At 44.2% G+C, this 17,257-nt stretch carries 18 protein-coding genes and 1 riboswitch; of the genes, 11 read left to right on the forward strand and 7 right to left on the reverse strand.

Annotation, left to right across the window (positions count from 1 at the left end):
* Positions 1-118: 118 nt before the first annotated feature.
* The 3 genes from QA442_RS06575 to ytkD all read left to right on the forward strand — a co-directional run bounded on the left by QA442_RS06575 (position 119) and on the right by ytkD (position 1,802).
* Entirely contained in the window at positions 119-556 is a 438-nt protein-coding gene (locus QA442_RS06575) for a Dps family protein (protein ID WP_003229083.1), read from the forward strand.
* A gap of 156 nt (positions 557-712) precedes the next feature.
* Positions 713-1,117 (forward strand): phage holin family protein, encoded by a 405-nt coding sequence (locus QA442_RS06580; protein WP_014665089.1) that lies wholly within the window; start codon positions 713-715, stop codon positions 1,115-1,117.
* 208 nt (positions 1,118-1,325) lie between these two features.
* A complete protein-coding gene (gene ytkD / locus QA442_RS06585) occupies positions 1,326-1,802 on the forward strand; it encodes an RNA deprotection pyrophosphohydrolase (RefSeq protein ID WP_095432482.1) in 477 nt (158 codons plus the stop codon).
* 29 nt (positions 1,803-1,831) lie between these two features.
* Here the strand turns inward: ytkD and QA442_RS06590 are convergent, their stop codons facing one another.
* From QA442_RS06590 to QA442_RS06600, 3 genes are read right to left on the reverse strand one after another with little or no spacing between them, the layout of a single operon-like run.
* Entirely contained in the window at positions 1,832-2,644 is an 813-nt protein-coding gene (locus QA442_RS06590; protein WP_095432481.1) for an ABC transporter permease, read from the reverse strand.
* Entirely contained in the window at positions 2,619-3,401 is a 783-nt protein-coding gene (locus QA442_RS06595) for an ABC transporter ATP-binding protein (protein ID WP_014665086.1), read from the reverse strand. Before QA442_RS06595 ends, QA442_RS06590 begins: the two co-directional genes overlap by 26 nt.
* Positions 3,402-3,413: 12 nt before the next feature.
* The gene (locus tag QA442_RS06600) at positions 3,414-4,418 is read right to left on the reverse strand and encodes an ABC transporter substrate-binding protein (protein WP_095432480.1); all 1,005 of its coding nucleotides are present in this window, start codon (positions 4,416-4,418) and stop codon (positions 3,414-3,416) included.
* A 150-nt stretch (positions 4,419-4,568) separates the two neighbouring features.
* Between QA442_RS06600 and QA442_RS06605 the strand changes: the two genes are divergently transcribed.
* Together QA442_RS06605 and QA442_RS06610 are read left to right on the forward strand one after the other, a co-directional pair.
* Positions 4,569-5,342 carry an alpha/beta hydrolase family protein gene (locus QA442_RS06605; protein ID WP_095432479.1) on the forward strand — a complete coding sequence of 258 codons (774 nt, stop codon included), beginning with the start codon at positions 4,569-4,571 and terminating at the stop codon, positions 5,340-5,342.
* A 51-nt stretch (positions 5,343-5,393) separates the two neighbouring features.
* Complete coding sequence (locus QA442_RS06610; protein WP_095432478.1) at positions 5,394-5,636, forward strand: DUF2584 domain-containing protein; 243 nt, start codon at positions 5,394-5,396, stop codon at positions 5,634-5,636.
* 37 nt (positions 5,637-5,673) lie between these two features.
* On the opposite strand, the gene pckA is transcribed toward QA442_RS06610, so the two are convergent.
* Positions 5,674-7,257 carry a phosphoenolpyruvate carboxykinase (ATP) gene (gene pckA, locus QA442_RS06615; RefSeq protein WP_014665082.1) on the reverse strand — a complete coding sequence of 528 codons (1,584 nt, stop codon included), beginning with the start codon at positions 7,255-7,257 and terminating at the stop codon, positions 5,674-5,676.
* Positions 7,258-7,453: 196 nt separating this feature from the next.
* Positions 7,454-7,592, forward strand: a riboswitch (SAM riboswitch).
* Positions 7,593-7,759: 167 nt separating this feature from the next.
* Here pckA and metK point away from each other — a divergent pair.
* From metK to alaP, 3 genes are all read left to right on the forward strand, one after another.
* Entirely contained in the window at positions 7,760-8,962 is a 1,203-nt protein-coding gene (metK, locus tag QA442_RS06620; RefSeq protein ID WP_014665081.1) for a methionine adenosyltransferase, read from the forward strand.
* A 148-nt stretch (positions 8,963-9,110) separates the two neighbouring features.
* Positions 9,111-11,009, forward strand: a complete 1,899-nt coding sequence (asnB, locus tag QA442_RS06625) for an asparagine synthase (glutamine-hydrolyzing) (RefSeq protein WP_014665080.1) — start codon at positions 9,111-9,113, stop codon at positions 11,007-11,009.
* Between the two features lie 136 nt (positions 11,010-11,145).
* On the forward strand, positions 11,146-12,537 hold the full coding sequence (gene alaP, locus QA442_RS06630; protein ID WP_095432477.1) for an alanine permease AlaP: 1,392 nt from the start codon (positions 11,146-11,148) through the stop codon (positions 12,535-12,537).
* A gap of 251 nt (positions 12,538-12,788) precedes the next feature.
* Here alaP and QA442_RS06635 read toward each other — a convergent pair whose 3' ends face one another.
* Positions 12,789-13,304, reverse strand: a complete 516-nt coding sequence (locus QA442_RS06635; RefSeq protein ID WP_095432476.1) for a gamma carbonic anhydrase — start codon at positions 13,302-13,304, stop codon at positions 12,789-12,791.
* A gap of 48 nt (positions 13,305-13,352) precedes the next feature.
* On the opposite strand from QA442_RS06635, the gene ytpA reads away from it, so the two are divergent.
* Together ytpA and tbcS are read left to right on the forward strand one after the other, a co-directional pair.
* Positions 13,353-14,132, forward strand: a complete 780-nt coding sequence (ytpA, locus tag QA442_RS06640; protein WP_069150119.1) for a phospholipase YtpA — start codon at positions 13,353-13,355, stop codon at positions 14,130-14,132.
* 20 nt (positions 14,133-14,152) lie between these two features.
* Positions 14,153-15,256 (forward strand): tetraprenyl-beta-curcumene synthase, encoded by a 1,104-nt coding sequence (gene tbcS / locus QA442_RS06645; RefSeq protein ID WP_040082058.1) that lies wholly within the window; start codon positions 14,153-14,155, stop codon positions 15,254-15,256.
* Here the strand turns inward: tbcS and mnmM are convergent.
* The gene (mnmM, locus tag QA442_RS06650) at positions 15,246-15,830 is read right to left on the reverse strand and encodes a tRNA 5-(aminomethyl)-2-thiouridylate-methyltransferase MnmM (protein ID WP_069840176.1); all 585 of its coding nucleotides are present in this window, start codon (positions 15,828-15,830) and stop codon (positions 15,246-15,248) included. The two genes, tbcS and mnmM, sit on opposite strands and share 11 nt — an antisense overlap.
* Complete coding sequence (mnmL, locus tag QA442_RS06655; RefSeq protein WP_095432475.1) at positions 15,827-16,795, reverse strand: tRNA modification radical SAM protein MnmL/YtqA; 969 nt, start codon at positions 16,793-16,795, stop codon at positions 15,827-15,829. The genes mnmM and mnmL overlap by 4 nt, the downstream gene beginning before the upstream one ends.
* A 161-nt stretch (positions 16,796-16,956) precedes the next feature.
* Here mnmL and QA442_RS06660 point away from each other — a divergent pair, with 161 nt between their 5' ends.
* Positions 16,957-17,229 carry a YtzC family protein gene (locus QA442_RS06660; protein WP_014665073.1) on the forward strand — a complete coding sequence of 91 codons (273 nt, stop codon included), beginning with the start codon at positions 16,957-16,959 and terminating at the stop codon, positions 17,227-17,229.
* Positions 17,230-17,257: the final 28 nt, after the last annotated feature.

Below are 17,257 nucleotides of genomic sequence, written 5' to 3' on the forward strand. Positions count from 1 at the left end.
CTCCCGTTTTTTAACAATTGTAGCATAATAGAAGAAATCGTGACAGATAAGGGTAAAAAAGAGGTTTTAGCGTACGATATTAAGGGTATACATAGTCATATAACAAGGAGGAGATACCATGTCAGAACAATTGATTCAAGCAGTGAACAAACAAGTAGCCAACTGGACGGTCATGTATGTGAAACTACATAATTATCACTGGTATGTGAAAGGGAAAGATTTCTTCACTCTTCATGAAAAGTTTGAGGAGCTGTACAACGAAACAGCAACTTATATTGATGACTTAGCAGAACGTCTTTTGGCGCTGAACGGAAAACCGATTGCAACAATGAAGGAATCCTTAGAAACGGCTTCTGTCAAAGAAGCGGCTGGAAATGAAACAGCTGAACAAATGGTTCAAAGCGTATACGATGATTTTACGGTCATCGCGGAAGAGCTGAAAAACGGAATGGATTTAGCTGATGAAGTTGGTGACGAAACAACAGGGGACATGCTTCTTGCGATCCATCAAAATATTGAAAAACATAACTGGATGCTAAAAGCTTACCTGGGGTAAAAGAACGGCCGGACGTCTAAAAACAGACGTCCGGCTTTTCTTTTTGTATCTGAAAAATAGGCGACAACCAGTCCATTTTTCTGAAAAATCCAATCCGGTCGGCTTGTTTTCCATAGAATATCGTAAGGCCGTTTCTGTGAAAGGATGTTGGGATAAATGGATAGAGACTTTGGCATCTTTTCGTTAATAGCAGTCAGCGTTTCAGCAGCGGGTTTTTTCTTCGGAGGTTTTCAGTATTCATTTCTGATTTTGCTCTCTCTTATGGCAATTGAATTTATCAGTACGACTTTGAAGGAAACAATTATTCACAAACTGTCGTTTAAGAAGATATTTGCCCGGCTTGTCAAAAAATTAGTCACGCTGGCTCTGATCTCTGTATGCCACTTTTTTGATCAGCTGCTGAATACACAGGGGTCCATTCGTGACTTGGCTATTATGTTTTATATTCTTTATGAATCTGTGCAAATTGTTGTGACAGCCAGTTCTCTCGGCATACCGGTTCCCCAGGTGCTTGTCGATCTTTTAGAAACGTTAAAAAATAAATTTAAACGCAAACCGTAACTTTTCCCTGTTCGCGGGTCATAATAAAGCCCAGAGCGTCAGTCGCACTTTTCGGCAATAGGTATCACAAAAAACTGTACGAGCTAGTCTGTATGCAGAACCTGACGGCGTGCTGGGTTTCCCTTATTTTTTGATAAAAGGCTTCCGCAGAAACGTAACTGTGGTATGATGTATGGAAGATAGCTAGGAACGGATTTGAGGGATAAACATGTACGAGTTTAAAGATTATTATCAGAATACTGTTCAGCTTTCCTTTGACAATCAGCCTTTCTCGGACAGCCCGAAGCATGTCTGGGTGATTTGCCGTTTTGGCGGCAAATGGCTTTTAACAGAACATGAGGACAGAGGCTATGAGTTTCCAGGCGGGAAAGTAGAGCCGATGGAGTGCGCGGAAGAGGCTGCGCTCCGGGAAGTAAAGGAAGAGACGGGCGCGAGAGTCAAAAGCCTCAAGTATCTCGGACAGTATAAGGTTCTCGGTAAAGAAAAAGTGATTGTGAAAAATATATATTTTGCAGATATAGAAAAGCTTGAAGAGCAAGCTGATTACTTTGAAACGAAAGGCCCGGTTTTGTTTCACGAGCTTCCGGAGAACCTTTCCCGCAATAAAAAGTTCAGCTTTATTATGAAGGATTCCGTTCTTCCGATCAGTTTGAAAAAACTGAAAGAATTTGGATGGATCGAATAAAAAATCCGGCACATGTGCCGGATTTTTTATTATGTCCTGCCCTTCGTCCATTTCTTTTCCAGCAGCTCGACACCCTGATACATCAGTGTGGCAAAGATGGCGATGATCAGCAGGCTTAAGAAGACGAGTGTAAAATTGAAGACTTGGAATCCGTAAATAATCATATATCCCAATCCAACCTTCGAAACGAGGAATTCCCCTACAATGACGCCAACCCATGATAAACCGACGTTTACTTTTAATGTTGAAATAATCGCGGGAGAGGATGCGGGCAGTATGACTTCTTTAAAAATAACCCATTTTTTTGCGCCGAATGTTTTCATGACTTTCATATAATTTTCGTCGACCTCCTGAAAGGCGGTGTACACAACGATGGTTGTGATAATGACGCTGATGATGGCTCCCATCGCAATAATGCTGATAAAACTGGGACCGAGTGCGACAATCAGGATCGGGCCCAGGGCCACTTTCGGCATTGCATTCAAAATTACAAGATACGGATCTAAAATCTTGGCAAGCCGATTGGACCACCATAACAAAGCGGCGAGGCACGTGCCCATAAACGTTCCAAGCAAAAAGCCTAGCACCGTTTCGAATAAAGTGACGCCGATGTGTGACAGTAATGAACCGTCACCGAGTTTCTCCAGCAATAAACGCCATACAGCTGATGGAGAGCTGAAGATCAGCGGATCGATCCAGCCTTGCCTGCTGGAGATTTCCCAGCCTGAGAAAAAGAGAATAAATATGGCAAGCTGAAAGGAATGGACATTCCACTTTTCCTTTTTTTGTTTGAATTGATACTGCTCATGAAGCAGATCAATGGTTTCTTTGCTGTTTCTCAAGAGAATTCAGCTCCTTCCATATCGTTTGAAACAGCGTCTGGAAGGATGGCTCCTGGCGGGCGTCAAAAGGCATCATCGAGGCCAATTCCTTAGGAATGGTAAAAATCTGATGGATGGTGCCCGGCTGATTCGAAAATAAAAAGATCGTATCGCTCATCGCTATCGCTTCCCCTATATCATGAGTGACAAGCACTGCTGTTTTTTGATATTCCTTTAATGTGCGGAATACCAGGTTTTCCAATGACAGCTTTGTCTGAAAATCAAGCGCGGAAAATGGCTCATCCAGCAAAAGCAGACTTGGATCTGGCGCAAGAGTTCTTGCAAGCGCGGCCCGCTGGCGCATCCCGCCTGACAGCTCTTTCGGATATTTTTTCTCCACATCTATGAGGCCGAACTCAGGCAATAGGCCGAGTGCAGCGGCCTTGCTTTCTTCTGTCAGCGTGTCGGCGATTTTTAAACCGAGAAGCACATTTTCCTCGATAGATTTCCAGGGAAATAAGTAATCCTGCTGAAGCATATAGCCAATGTTATGTTCTTTTTGATTCGGCTCACGGCCTTCAATCAGAACTCTGCCTTCCGATGGCTCAATCAAACCGGCAATAATGGAAAGCAGTGTTGTTTTTCCGCAGCCGCTTGGGCCGAGAAATGAGATGAAATCACCTTTTTCGGCATCGAAATGAATATCCCGCACAGCCGTTGTTTTTTCTTTGATAGAAAAGTAAGTATGGGTTACATGGTCGACATGTAAGAAAGACATAGATGGCGCCTCCTATTTCTCCGAGGTGACTTTTTCAGCAATTTCTTTATTTACAAGCTGATTGTATGGAATGTGCTTCGGCAGTTCTCCCGCTTGATCCATAATGTCTTGGAGCAGCTCCCATTCTTTTTCGTTAAGCAGAGGATCTGGCGAATATGAATGCTGCTTTTTATAGCGTTCAATGGATGTTTCGATGACGTCTGGGTCGGTATCATCAAATTCATCTTTAATGGCATCTGTGATGTCCTTCGCAGAATGATTTTCAACCCACTGCTGCGCCTTGTAAATGGCTTTTGTAAACTTGACGGCTGTGTCTTCATTTTTCTTCAGGTAGCTTTGTTTCGCCATAAAGGTCGTGTAAGGAACCTCGCCTGATTCTTCTCCGAATGAAGCCACGATATGGCCGATGCCTTTTTTCTCAAAGAGAGAAGCCTGCGGTTCAAAGAGCTGTACATACTCACCGGTTCCAGAAGCAAACGCATTGGCAATATTGGCGAAATCTATGTTCTGGACGAGGTCTATATCCTTATGCGGGTCAATCTTATGTTTGTTCAGCACATACTCGCCGACCATTTGAGGCATGCCGCCTTTTCGCTGGCCGAGAAACGTTTTTCCGTTCAGCTGATCCCAGTTGAAGTGTTCAACATCTTCTCTCGCGACAAGGAACGTCCCGTCTGTCTGAGTCAGCTGGGCGAAGTTAATAACGGGGTCCTTAGCCCCTTGCGCCTCGACATAAATAGATGTTTCTGACCCGACAAGCGCGATGTCGGAGCCGTTTGAAAGAAGTGATGTCATCGTTTTGTCTCCGCCCCAGGTCGTATTCACATCGACATCAAGCCCTTCTTCCTTGAAAAATCCTTTAGACTCGGCAACATATAAAGGTGCGTAAAAAATAGAATGGGTCACTTCAGCCACTTTAACTTTGGTCAGCGTTTCTTCTTGCTTGCAAGCTGCCAGGGCGATCATCAGAAAGATACTGCCGACACAGGCGAAGCCCAGCCTTAACGATTTGTTCACATAGACAACCTCCTTATTTAGCATCAAGTTAATATCCTTTTTTGCTTTACATATCGTATGATGGGTATAAAAATGTGTGAATGCCTAATCAGTTTCACCGGATGTAATTTTGGAGTAAGGAAAGCATATAGAAAAAAGGAGGCGGCTGTTTTGATTGTAGAGAAAAGAAGATTTCCGTCGCCAAGCCAGCATGTGCGTTTGTATACGGTCTGCTATCTGTCAAATGGATTACGGGTAAAGGGGCTTCTGGCTGAGCCGGCGGAACCGGGACAATATGACGGATTTTTATATTTGCGCGGCGGGATTAAAAGCGTGGGCATGGTTCGGCCGGGCCGGATTATCCAGTTTGCATCCCAAGGGTTTGTGGTGTTTGCTCCTTTTTACAGAGGAAATCAAGGAGGAGAAGGCAATGAGGATTTTGCCGGAGAAGACAGGGAGGATGCATTTTCTGCTTTTCACCTTCTTCAGCAGCACCCAAATGTCAAGAAGGACAGAATTCATATCTTCGGGTTTTCCCGCGGCGGGATTATGGGAATGCTCACGGCAATCGAAATGGGAAGGCATGCGGCTTCATTTGTTTCCTGGGGAGGCGTCAGTGATATGATCCTTACATACGAGGAGCGGCAGGATTTGCGGCGAATGATGAAAAGAGTCATCGGCGGAACACCGAAAAAGGTGCCTGAGGAATATCAGTGGCGAACACCGTTTGATCAAGTAAACAAAATTCAGGCTCCCGTGCTGTTAATCCATGGAGAAAAAGACCAAAATGTTTCGATTCAGCATTCCTATTTATTTGAAGAAAGGCTAAAACAATTGCATAAGCCGGTTGAGACGTGGTATTACAGTACATTCACACATTATTTCCCGCCAAAAGAAAACCGGCGTATCGTTCGGCAGCTTACACAATGGATGAAAAACCGCTGACAATGAAATATGGTATGATAAAGAAAAAAGAGAACGAAAGGGGATCTCACTTTGGGAATGCCTGTTGAATTTAATACACTGATTGTGACAAAAGGAAAAGAAGTTCGCATAGATGAAAATATATTCACGTTAGAGAAGGACGGATACCGTGTATATCCGATGGAGATTCCGATGGATGTGCGCAAAACAAAGCTTGGCGAAAAGTCGGGCACAGCTGAAGTGCAGAAGCTTCAATGGGAAGGCGGCCGGACGCTCATTACGTACAAGCTGACTTCTTTGCATTCTGTCAATTAAAACAAGCCAAGAGCTAATTGCTCTTGGCTTTTGCTTTTTAAACGAGAGGGCCGCCTGCCTGTGCAATGGCATCTGTATGTGCGAACTTTTTAAAATTCTCTTTGAATTCATTTGCAAGGTAGAATGCCTTTTCTCTGTATTCTTCCTTGTTGGCCCACGTGTTTTCAGGCTGAAGGATGTGATCAGGAACGCCAGGAACATGAGCCGGGATGTGCAGGCCAAAAATATCGTCAGTTATGATTTCTGCATCCTCTAATTTACCTTCAATCGCTGCTTTGACCATTGCTCTTGTGTAAGAAAGCTTCATTCGTTCGCCAGTGCCATAGCCGCCCCCGGTCCAGCCGGTATTGACCAAGAAAACGTCTGCGCCGTGTTCATCGATCTTTTTGCCGAGCATTTCAGCATAGACGTGAGCAGGAAGCGGCAGGAACGGTGAGCCGAAGCAAGTGGAGAACGTCGTTTCAGGTGACGTCACACCTCGTTCAGTTCCGGCAAGCTTGCTCGTGTAACCGCTCAAGAAATGATACATCGCCTGTTCCTTCGTCAGTTTGCTGATCGGCGGCAGGACTCCGAAGGCATCAGCCGTCAAAAATACAATTGCAGACGGATGGCCTGCCATGCTTGGAGTCACGATGTTATCAATCATATGGATCGGGTAAGCTGCCCGCGTGTTTTCAGTATAGAAGGAATCATCATAATTGGCTTCACGTGTGTCTTCATCAACAACGACATTCTCGAGAACTGATCCGAAACGGATTGCGTTAAAGATCTGAGGTTCCTTCTCCTCGCTTAAGTGAATGCACTTAGCGTAGCATCCGCCTTCGATATTAAAGACGCCTGTATCAGACCAGCCATGTTCATCGTCACCGATCAGCTTGCGGTCAGCATCGGCTGAAAGAGTGGTCTTTCCTGTTCCTGACAGTCCGAAGAAAAGGGCGACATCACCTTTTTCACCGACATTGGCGGAGCAGTGCATGGATAAAATATCTCTTTCAGGCAGCAGGAAATTCATAATGGAGAAAATGGACTTCTTCATTTCTCCGGCATACTCTGTTCCCCCGATTAAAATCGTCCGTTTTTCGAAAGAGACAATAATAAACGTTTCGGAATGAGTGCCGTCTGTTTTTGGGTCCGCTTTGAAATGCGGAGCAGAAAGAATGGTGAACGGCTGCTCAACTGTTTTCTTATCATTGCCTTCCGGACGGATGAACAGCTGCCGCGCAAATAAATTGTGCCATGCGAACTCATTTACGACAGTGATCGGCAGCCTGTATTTCTCGTCTGCTCCCGCAAATCCTTCGAAAACAAACAGCTCATCTCGCTGTTTCAGGTAGCTGACAACTTTCGTATAAAGTCGATCAAACGCTTCTTCTGAAATCGGCTGATTCACCGGGCCCCAATCGATCTTATTTTTCGTGCTTTCTTCCTCCACGATGAATTTATCTTTAGGTGAACGTCCTGTGTAAGCGCCTGTTGTCGCGCGAACAGCACCCGTGGATGTTAAAATGCCTTCGTTTCGGGAGAGTACTTTTTCTGTTAGCTGTGCTGCTGATAAATTATGACGCACATTTGGACTTGTTAATAAGGCTTGTAAATCAGCGGTCAAATCAACTGAGTTCATATGAAACCTTCCTTTATCGTTTTTTGTGTTTTGCTAATTGTGAATTAGTATAACATATATTTTCAAATAGTCTATACTATTTATCATTTTTTGTGTGTGCATTTCCATTGTTTTCCCTCAATATAGGTGCCTATTTCTTCTGAATCATATTGACATTGCAAACCCTTTTACGATAAGATATTTCATTGAGCGGATACTCTTATCCCGAGCTGGCGGAGGGACAGGCCCTATGAAGCCCAGCAACCGGTTTCTCTGTTATTTATTATGTTGAACTGAGTGAGACAACCAAGGTGCTAACCTGTTGCAAGGTTGTATGATTCCTTGAGCGATAAGAGTGAAAGGCACAAAGACCAAACCCTTTCCTCGATGGAAAAGGTTTTTTTATTTCATAAATATGCCAATTAACATTCTCTAATATAACGTTACATTGTATAAGAGGGAGCGAGTTCCGTATCATATATGCAAGGTCTATCGGGAGACCTTGTGCAGGAGGAAGCAAATCATGAGTAAAAATCGTCGTTTATTTACATCAGAATCTGTTACGGAGGGGCATCCAGATAAAATCTGTGACCAGATTTCTGACAGCATTTTAGATGAAATTTTAAAGAAAGACCCTAACGCGCGTGTTGCTTGTGAAACATCTGTGACAACTGGTTTGGTTCTTGTCAGCGGAGAGATCACAACATCTACGTATGTTGACATTCCAAAAACAGTGCGCCAAACCATTAAAGAAATCGGATACACACGTGCGAAATACGGATTTGATGCGGAAACTTGTGCGGTTTTAACATCAATTGATGAGCAGTCTGCTGATATCGCAATGGGTGTAGACCAAGCGCTTGAAGCCCGTGAAGGCACAATGAGCGAAGAAGAAATTGAAGCGATCGGTGCTGGTGACCAAGGTTTAATGTTCGGTTATGCGTGCAACGAAACGAAAGAGCTTATGCCTCTTCCAATTTCACTTGCTCATAAATTAGCCCGCCGCCTAAGTGAAGTCCGTAAAGAAGATATTCTTCCGTACCTTCGCCCTGACGGCAAAACACAGGTAACGGTTGAGTACGATGAAAATAACAAGCCTGTCCGCATTGACGCGATTGTTATTTCAACTCAGCATCACCCTGAAATTACACTTGAGCAAATTCAGCGTAACATTAAAGAACATGTCATCAATCCGGTTGTTCCTAAAGAGCTGATTGATGAAGAAACAAAATATTTCATCAACCCAACAGGACGTTTCGTAATCGGAGGCCCTCAAGGGGATGCGGGACTTACAGGACGCAAAATCATCGTTGATACGTACGGCGGCTATGCACGCCACGGCGGAGGCGCGTTCTCAGGAAAGGATGCGACGAAGGTAGACCGTTCTGCGGCTTATGCAGCAAGATACGTTGCGAAAAACATCGTTGCGGCTGAGCTTGCTGATTCTTGCGAAGTACAGCTTGCTTACGCGATTGGTGTTGCACAGCCTGTGTCAATCTCAATCAACACGTTCGGTTCCGGAAAAGCTTCTGAGGAAAAACTGATTGAAGTTGTCCGCAATAACTTTGATTTACGACCTGCCGGCATTATCAAAATGCTTGATTTACGCCGTCCGATCTACAAACAAACTGCTGCGTACGGCCACTTTGGACGTCACGATGTTGACCTTCCATGGGAGCGTACAGACAAAGCGGAGCAGCTGCGTAAAGAAGCGTTAGGAGAATAATTTTATAGCCGCTTACTGGTTAAGCGGCTTTCCTTTTTTATCGTTGTATTCATGTTTATTTTTTTACATAACTGTGAAACCAAATACTATTCACAGCGTCTATAAATAGGGGTTCAATGATGACAATTTTAATTATGGAGGCAATACTATGTGTGGATTTGTCGGGGTTTTTAACAAGCATCCGTTAGCTCAAACCGCTGATCAAGAAGAACTAATCAAACAAATGAACCAAATGATCGTTCACCGCGGTCCTGACAGTGATGGATATTTCCATGATGAGCACGTCGGATTCGGATTCAGACGTCTCAGCATTATTGATGTAGAAAATGGCGGACAGCCTTTATCATATGAAGATGAAACATATTGGATTATCTTTAACGGGGAAATCTATAACTATATTGAACTGAGAGAAGAGCTTGAAGCAAAGGGGTACACATTCAACACGGATTCGGACACAGAGGTTCTTCTTGCGACTTACCGTCATTATAAAGAAGAAGCGGCGTCCAAATTGCGCGGTATGTTTGCCTTTCTGATTTGGAATAAAAACGATCATGTGCTTTATGGAGCAAGAGATCCATTCGGCATTAAACCGTTGTACTACACAACGATCAATGATCAGGTTTATTTTGCCTCAGAGAGAAAAAGTTTAATGGTTGCTCAGAATGATATTGAAATAGACAAAGAGGCATTGCAGCAGTACATGTCTTTCCAATTTGTTCCTGAACCAAACACGCTTGATGCCCATGTGAAAAAAGTAGAGCCGGGTTCACAGTTCACAATCCGCCCGGACGGCGATATCACATTCAAGACGTATTTCAAAGCGAACTTCAAGCCGGTTCAGACTGAAGAAGACAAGCTTGTAAAAGAAGTCAGAGACGCGATCTATGACTCTGTAAACGTTCATATGAGAAGTGACGTTCCTGTCGGTTCATTCCTGTCTGGCGGAATTGATTCTTCCTTTATTGTGTCTGTTGCGAAGGAATTTCATCCAAGCTTAAAAACATTCTCAGTCGGCTTTGAACAGCAGGGCTTCAGTGAAGTCGATGTAGCGAAAGAAACTGCAGCGGCGCTGGGCATTGAAAATATCAGCAAAGTCATTTCGCCTGAGGAATACATGAATGAGCTTCCGAAGATCGTATGGCATTTTGATGACCCGCTTGCTGATCCGGCAGCGATTCCGTTGTACTTTGTTGCAAAAGAAGCGAAAAAACATGTAACGGTTGCTTTATCAGGTGAAGGAGCGGATGAGCTCTTCGGCGGATATAACATTTACCGTGAACCGCTTTCGCTCAAACCATTTGAACGCATTCCGTCCGGCCTGAAAAAAATGCTTCTGCACGTTGCTGCCGTTATGCCTGAAGGGATGAGAGGAAAGAGCCTTCTTGAGCGCGGCTGTACTCCGCTTCAAGATCGTTATATCGGTAACGCGAAAATCTTTGAAGAGTCTGTCAAAAAGCAGCTGTTGAAGCATTATAATCCGAACCTTTCATATCGCGATGTGACGAAGACTTACTTTACAGAAAGCAGCTCGTACAGCGATATCAACAAAATGCAGTATGTCGATATCCACACTTGGATGCGCGGCGACATTTTGTTAAAAGCGGATAAAATGACGATGGCAAATTCTTTGGAACTGCGTGTGCCGTTCTTAGATAAAGTCGTATTTGACGTCGCTTCAAAAATTCCTGATGAGCTGAAAACGAAAAACGGCACGACGAAGTATCTTCTTCGCAAAGCCGCTGAAGGAATTGTGCCTGAGCACGTATTAAACCGCAAAAAGCTTGGTTTCCCTGTACCGATCCGTCATTGGCTGAAAAACGAAATGAACGAATGGGTGCGAAATATTATTCAAGAAAGCCAAACGGATGCATATATCCATAAGGATTATGTCCTTCAGCTTCTTGAAGACCATTGTGCGGACAAGGCTGATAACAGCCGTAAAATCTGGACTGTACTGATCTTTATGATCTGGCACAGCATTAATATTGAAAAACGGTATATGCCTGAAGAGCTGAGCCATCAGCCTAAAGAAGTCATCTTTGTGTAACAGACAACAAGGCTTTCGATTAGTCGAAAGCCTTGTTATTATCCTTTTATTTCTCCATCATCATTGATTTACCCAATCCACACGCAATATTCAGAAAAATGATTTAATGATATTTTTTTCTAGGGGAGAAGAAAGCATGCAAAAACAAAAACAAGAGCTGCACCGCGGACTCGAAGAAAGGCATATTTCTTTAATGTCTTTAGGAGCTGCCATAGGAGTGGGGTTGTTCCTCGGCTCCGCATCAGCTATTCAGTTAGCAGGGCCAGGTATTTTGGTAGCATATGCCGCAAGCGGCCTGGTCATGTTTTTTATTATGAGAGCGCTTGGGGAAATGGCCATTCAAAAACCGGTTGCCGGTTCCTTCAGCAGGTATGCGCGTGATTATTTGGGACCGCTTGCAGGCTATTTAACAGGGTGGAACTACTGGTTTTTATGGGTTGTCACCTGTATGGCTGAAATTACTGCTGTCGGCATCTATATGGGGTTCTGGTTTCCTGATGTGCCAAACTGGATTTGGGCATTATCGGCGCTGATCATTATGACGGGTGTTAATTTCCTGGCTGTCAAAGCTTACGGCGAGCTGGAATTTTGGTTCGCATTGATTAAAATTGTCGCGATCCTATCTATGATTGCTGTCGGTTTATTGATGATTATTGCAGGAGTCGGCAATGGGGGCATTGCAACCGGAATCAGCAATTTATGGAATAACGGAGGATTTTTCCCTCATGGAATAAAAGGGGTTTTATTGTCGCTTCAAATGGTGATGTTCGCCTATTTAGGGATTGAAATGATCGGGGTGACGGCTGGCGAAGTAAAAAACCCGCAAAAATCGTTAGCCAAAGCAATCGATACAGTATTTTGGCGGATTTTGATTTTTTATGTAGGCGCTTTATTTGTCATTATGTCTATTTATCCGTGGCAGGAAATTGGCTCCCAGGGAAGCCCATTTGTTCTCACATTCCAAAAAGTGGGTATTCCATCAGCTGCAGGCATCATTAACTTTGTCGTGTTGACGGCCGCGCTGTCTTCATGCAACAGCGGTATTTTCAGCACAGGGCGGATGCTGTTTAACTTAGCGGAACAGAGAGAGGCGCCACAAGCATACGGTCAGCTGACAAAAGGCGGCATCCCGGGTAAAGCTGTTCTGGCTTCAGCGGGCGCTTTATTAGTCGGAGTGCTGTTAAACTACGTTGTCCCTGCGAAGGTATTTACTTGGGTTACAAGTATTGCGACGTTCGGAGCGATTTGGACGTGGGCAATCATTTTGCTTTCTCAAATCAAATACAGGAAAAGTTTGAAGCCCGAAGAAAAGAAACACTTAAAGTATAAAATGCCTTTCTTTCCGTTTACGTCTTATGTGTCATTGGCATTTCTGGCATTCGTCGTCATTCTTATGGCTTACAGCCCTGATACAAGAGTAGCCGTGATTATCGGGCCGATATGGTTTCTCATCTTGCTTGCCGTGTACTATGGAAAAGGTTTTCATAAAAAAAATGCGGCTAATGACAGTGAACGAAATATCAGCTGACAAAAAGAGCTCCCAGTGGGCTCTTTTTGTGTGCTCATAGAAAATAGAGAACAGGAAAGAATAGGTATGTGTTTTTGCAGAGGCTTTTTACAGTTTTGTGATAAGATAAAAGTCATACGTTTATATGTTTAATGCGACATGTGAACGTTTTATGGAAAAATTGAAACCCGAACCGTCATGACGTCCGGGTTAACGATGGTTATTGCTTTCAAATATAATTTGAAAAATGGTAAAGTAAGACGAAGCAGGTCTTATGTTTGTTGAAGTGATTTATAATATTGGCCCTTTTCTACATATTCTGACCGTATTCTTTGCATATCTTTTCGGTCTTCTTCCGTCAAAGGGCGGATGACTTTTGCAGGGCGGCCGAAGGCGAGATGGCCAGGCGGAATAATTTTTCCGGGCGGGACCAGACTGCCGGCACCAATAAAGGCGCCTTCGCCAATTTCGGCTCCGTCTAAAATGATTGAGCCCATGCCGATTAAGGCGTTCTTGCGGATGACAGCACTGTGAAGTGTAACCTGATGGCCTATCGTGGCGTCATCTTCAATGAGCAGCGTCTTGTTCGGGCTTTGGTGGAGGCAGCTCAAATCTTGGATATTGACTCTGTTTCCGATTCTGGTCGGCGCAACATCTCCCCTTATGACAACAGAAAACCAAACGCTGGACTGTTCTCCGATCACGACATCACCGATAATTGTTGCATTGTCAGCTATAAAGGCTGTTGGGTGGATATCTGGCATGTGTTCCTTATAAGGGTAGATCATAAGATTCATCCTTCTTTCTCTATTTAAATTTCGTATGAGGTGAAGAGCATGTGGACCTGGAAAGCAGACAGACCTGTTGCAGTGATTGTAATCATTCACGGGGCAAGTGAATATCACGGACGATATAAATGGCTGATTGAAATGTGGCGATCTTCGGGTTATCACGTTGTCATGGGCGATTTGCCTGGACAGGGAACAACGACAAGGGCAAGAGGGCATATTCGCTCTTTTCAAGAATACATTGATGAAGTAGATGCTTGGATAGATAAAGCGCGAACCTTTGATCTGCCGGTTTTTCTTTTAGGTCACAGCATGGGCGGTCTGGTCGCGATTGAATGGTTTAAACAACAAAGAAATCCCCGCATTACGGGAATTATTTTATCATCACCGTGTCTCGGACTGCAAATTAAAGTCAATAAAGCGCTTGACCTTGCATCAAGAGGCCTGAATGTCATCGCTCCGTCGCTTAAGGTTGATTCGGGATTATCAATTGATATGGCGACGCGCAATGAGGATGTCATCGAGGCTGACCAAAATGATTCGTTATACGTCAGGAAAGTTTCTGTCAGATGGTACAGAGAGCTTTTAAAGACAATTGAGTCAGCGATGGTGCCGACAGATGCATTTTTGAAAGTGCCGCTTCTTGTGATGCAGGCCGGTGATGACAAGCTTGTTGATAAAACGATGGTCATCAAGTGGTTTAATGGCGTTGCTTCTCATAATAAAGCGTACAGAGAGTGGGAAGGGCTTTATCATGAGATCTTTAATGAACCCGAAAGAGAAGATGTCTTTAAAGCAGCAAGAGCGTTTACTGATCAATATATTTGAACTAGTTGGGGGTGCATGTGTTGACAGTACCGGAACATCCTTTTGGATTGATGGCAAAGGTATATCGAGATATTTTTCCGCTCGTTCATCAAGAGCTGGACATATGGAAGCAAAAATCAGAATCGATTCATAACAGTGAGTTAAAAGCGCAGGCAACCGCAAGTATTCGAGACAAAACGTTTCACTGTGAAGGCGGCGGAATACTGGCTTTATTGTCAGGCAGCCAAAAACAGAAATGTGTCGAGTTTATCATCGCATATCAAACGATTAGTGATTATTTGGACAATCTGTGTGACCGCAGCACCTCACTTGACCCGCAGGACTTTCGGATGCTCCATGCCTCAATGCAGGACGCACTGACAGTGGGGGCTGAACTGCAAAACTATTATCAATTCAGAGAAGAACAGGATGACAGCGGATATTTGCATGAACTGGTCAAAACGTGCCAGCGTGTTCTCGGCTCCATTGAGCACTATGACATGATTAAACCTTATCTGCTTGAACTGTGCGGCTATTATTGCGATTTGCAGGTGCATAAGCATGTCATTGAGCATGAACGTGTTCCGCGGCTTGAAAAGTGGTTTACTCAATATGAATCAGAGCTCCCTGAGATGGAATGGTATGAATTTTCAGCCTGTGCAGGTTCAACATTAGGCATTTTCTGTCTAGTTGCGTATTCGTTCCAGCCTGATTTCACAGAAAGCACCGCTAAAAAAATCCGCGACAGTTATTTTCCTTACATACAGGGCCTTCATATTCTGCTTGATTATTTGATTGATCAAGAGGAGGACTTGCTGGAAGGAGACTTGAATTTCTGCTCGTATTATCAGTCTCATGAAGAGATGATGAATCGGCTTGAACACTTTATCCATAAAGCCGACGAGCATTTACAAGGCATTCCGCATGAAAACTTCCATCGTTTAATCAATCGAGGCTTGCTTGGCGTTTATTTGTCGGATGATAAAGTGGCGGGCCAAAAGGAAATGGGCCGGCTCGCAAGGAAGCTGATCAAAGCCAGCGGAAAAACTTCCTTTTTCTTTTATATCAACGGCAGAGCCTACCGGAAATTTCAAAAAATGTCCTGGATGAAAAACTCAAAGAAAAAAGCTCAAATCATTTGCTGATCTGAGCTTTTTTTTCGATGGCGACAATAAATGGCGGGTCATTTTGCTGATTGATAAATCCGTATGTTAATACACGGGCTGTTTGCTGGTCCAAGTCCCGGCAAAACTCAAGCACATCATTTTTTTCCGCTTTGCCTTCCGGGTGGCCGTGATAGACGACGAGAACGATCAGGCCTTCGTCTTTCATGATGCTGAGAAGCTGTTCAATTGCTTTGATCGTAGAACTGCCGTTTGTTGTAATTGATTTGTCCCCGCCCGGCAAATAACCGAGGTTAAATACCGCGGCCGCCACTTTGCCATGTGTTTCAGGCGGAAGGGATTCAGCGATTTTGTCATGGCTTTTGTGAAATAATGTTGTTCGCGCTTGATAAGTCTCACCGAGCCGTTCCTGTGTATTGGCCACGGCTGATTCTTGAATGTCAAAAGCGTACACGTGGCCGTTTTGACCGACAAGCTCCGCTAAAAACTGTGTATCATGTCCGTTGCCCATCGTTGCATCTACAACGATATCTCCTTCTCCTGCGGCCATTTTCAGCAGTTCTTTGCTGTAAGGAAGAATTTTCTTCAATATCATAGCGCTGATTCCTCCTCAAGCCGCTGAAAGAACTTTCCTTGATAGCTGCCTCGATTTTCCAGCTCTTTATTAATGGCGCCAAGCACTTCCCATTTGTTGACGCTCCACATTGGCCCGATCATCAACTCAATCGGTCCATCACCTGTAATGCGGTGGACGATCATTTCCGGCGGAATGATCTCAAGCTGATCGCAGACGAGCTGCACATAATCATCTTGAGAAAGGAATTTCAGTTTTCCCTTTTCATATTGCTTGACCATCGGCGTGCCTTTTAATAGGTGAAGCAGATGGATTTTAATGCCTTGGACGTCCAAATCTGCGACGGCCTTTGCCGTTTCCATCATCATGTCCCGGTCTTCCAAAGGCAGTCCGTTGATAATATGCGAGCAGACACGTATGCCGTGTTTTCTTAATTTATTGACGCCTTCCACATAGCAATTAAAATCATGTGCGCGGTTGATCAGAAGTGCAGTCCGTTCATGAACCGTTTGAAGTCCAAGCTCCACCCACAAATACGTGCGTTCATTCAGCTCTGCCAAGTAGTCGACGACATCATCAGGCAGACAGTCCGGGCGTGTGGCGATCGAAATGCCGACCACATCATCTAAGGCGAGGACGGATTCGAATTTCTCACGAAGCACCTCAACCGGGGCGTGAGTGTTTGTGAAAGCCTGAAAATAAGCGATGTATTTGCCGTCCTTCCATTTTTCGTGCATGCGGTTTTTGATGTCATGGAATTGCGTAATTAAATCATCGGCCCGGTTCCCGGCGAAATCACCGGAGCCTGCTGCGCTGCAAAAAGTACAGCCTCCGTGAGCAACGGTGCCGTCTCGGTTTGGACAGTCAAAGCCACCGTCAAGCGCCACTTTAAACACCTTATGGCCGAAATGATCTCTAAGATGATAATTCAATGTATGATAGCGTTTTTCCGTATTTGAATAAGGAAAAGGATTGTTCTGCATCACAATTCATGTGCCTCCTTGCGTACGATTGCATCCTAAAATTGTAGCACGCATTTCACAAGAGAACAAATGAATATCGACCATAAATTACTTTATTGAACAAAGTCAGATGAGGCTACAATAAGAATGATGGATGACTTCCATTACCAAGAGGAGGGGTTACTGTGGCAACAAGACAATCAGTAGATGAACATCTCCAGCAATGTATGCAGGCGTATGATTATGCTGAAGAACAGCTGAAAATCGCTTCTAAACAAGAGCATTATAACGATCAAGAATATAGTGATGCGCAAATGCAGCTTGAAGATGCGGTAAATGCCTTGAATAAGCTATGGCTGTCGTCAAATGATCAGCAGAGAGAACAGCTGTACAGAATGAGGCTTCAGCTTCAAGCTTTGCAAAATAATATGATCCTGCAGCACCCTCTTGATGTGTAGGTAACGGACCCTTTTCATAAGGGTCCGT

Origin of the sequence: Bacillus stercoris (assembly GCF_029772985.1) — a bacterium.
GTDB lineage: Bacteria > Bacillota > Bacilli > Bacillales > Bacillaceae > Bacillus > Bacillus stercoris.

Excerpts from the sequence above, each read along its gene's own strand:
- ytpA (WP_069150119.1), top strand. The coding sequence starts at position 13,353 with ATGTGGACCTGGAAAGCAGACAGACCTGTTGCAGTGATTGTAATCATT.
- asnB (WP_014665080.1), top strand. The coding sequence starts at position 9,111 with ATGTGTGGATTTGTCGGGGTTTTTAACAAGCATCCGTTAGCTCAAACC.
- ytkD (WP_095432482.1), top strand. The coding sequence starts at position 1,326 with ATGTACGAGTTTAAAGATTATTATCAGAATACTGTTCAGCTTTCCTTT.
- metK (WP_014665081.1), top strand. The coding sequence starts at position 7,760 with ATGAGTAAAAATCGTCGTTTATTTACATCAGAATCTGTTACGGAGGGG.
- QA442_RS06575 (WP_003229083.1), top strand. The coding sequence starts at position 119 with ATGTCAGAACAATTGATTCAAGCAGTGAACAAACAAGTAGCCAACTGG.
- QA442_RS06595 (WP_014665086.1), bottom strand. The coding sequence starts at position 3,401 with ATGTCTTTCTTACATGTCGACCATGTAACCCATACTTACTTTTCTATC.
- QA442_RS06635 (WP_095432476.1), bottom strand. The coding sequence starts at position 13,304 with ATGATCTACCCTTATAAGGAACACATGCCAGATATCCACCCAACAGCC.
- QA442_RS06580 (WP_014665089.1), top strand. The coding sequence starts at position 713 with ATGGATAGAGACTTTGGCATCTTTTCGTTAATAGCAGTCAGCGTTTCA.
- pckA (WP_014665082.1), bottom strand. The coding sequence starts at position 7,257 with ATGAACTCAGTTGATTTGACCGCTGATTTACAAGCCTTATTAACAAGT.
- mnmM (WP_069840176.1), bottom strand. The coding sequence starts at position 15,830 with ATGATATTGAAGAAAATTCTTCCTTACAGCAAAGAACTGCTGAAAATG.
- alaP (WP_095432477.1), top strand. The coding sequence starts at position 11,146 with ATGCAAAAACAAAAACAAGAGCTGCACCGCGGACTCGAAGAAAGGCAT.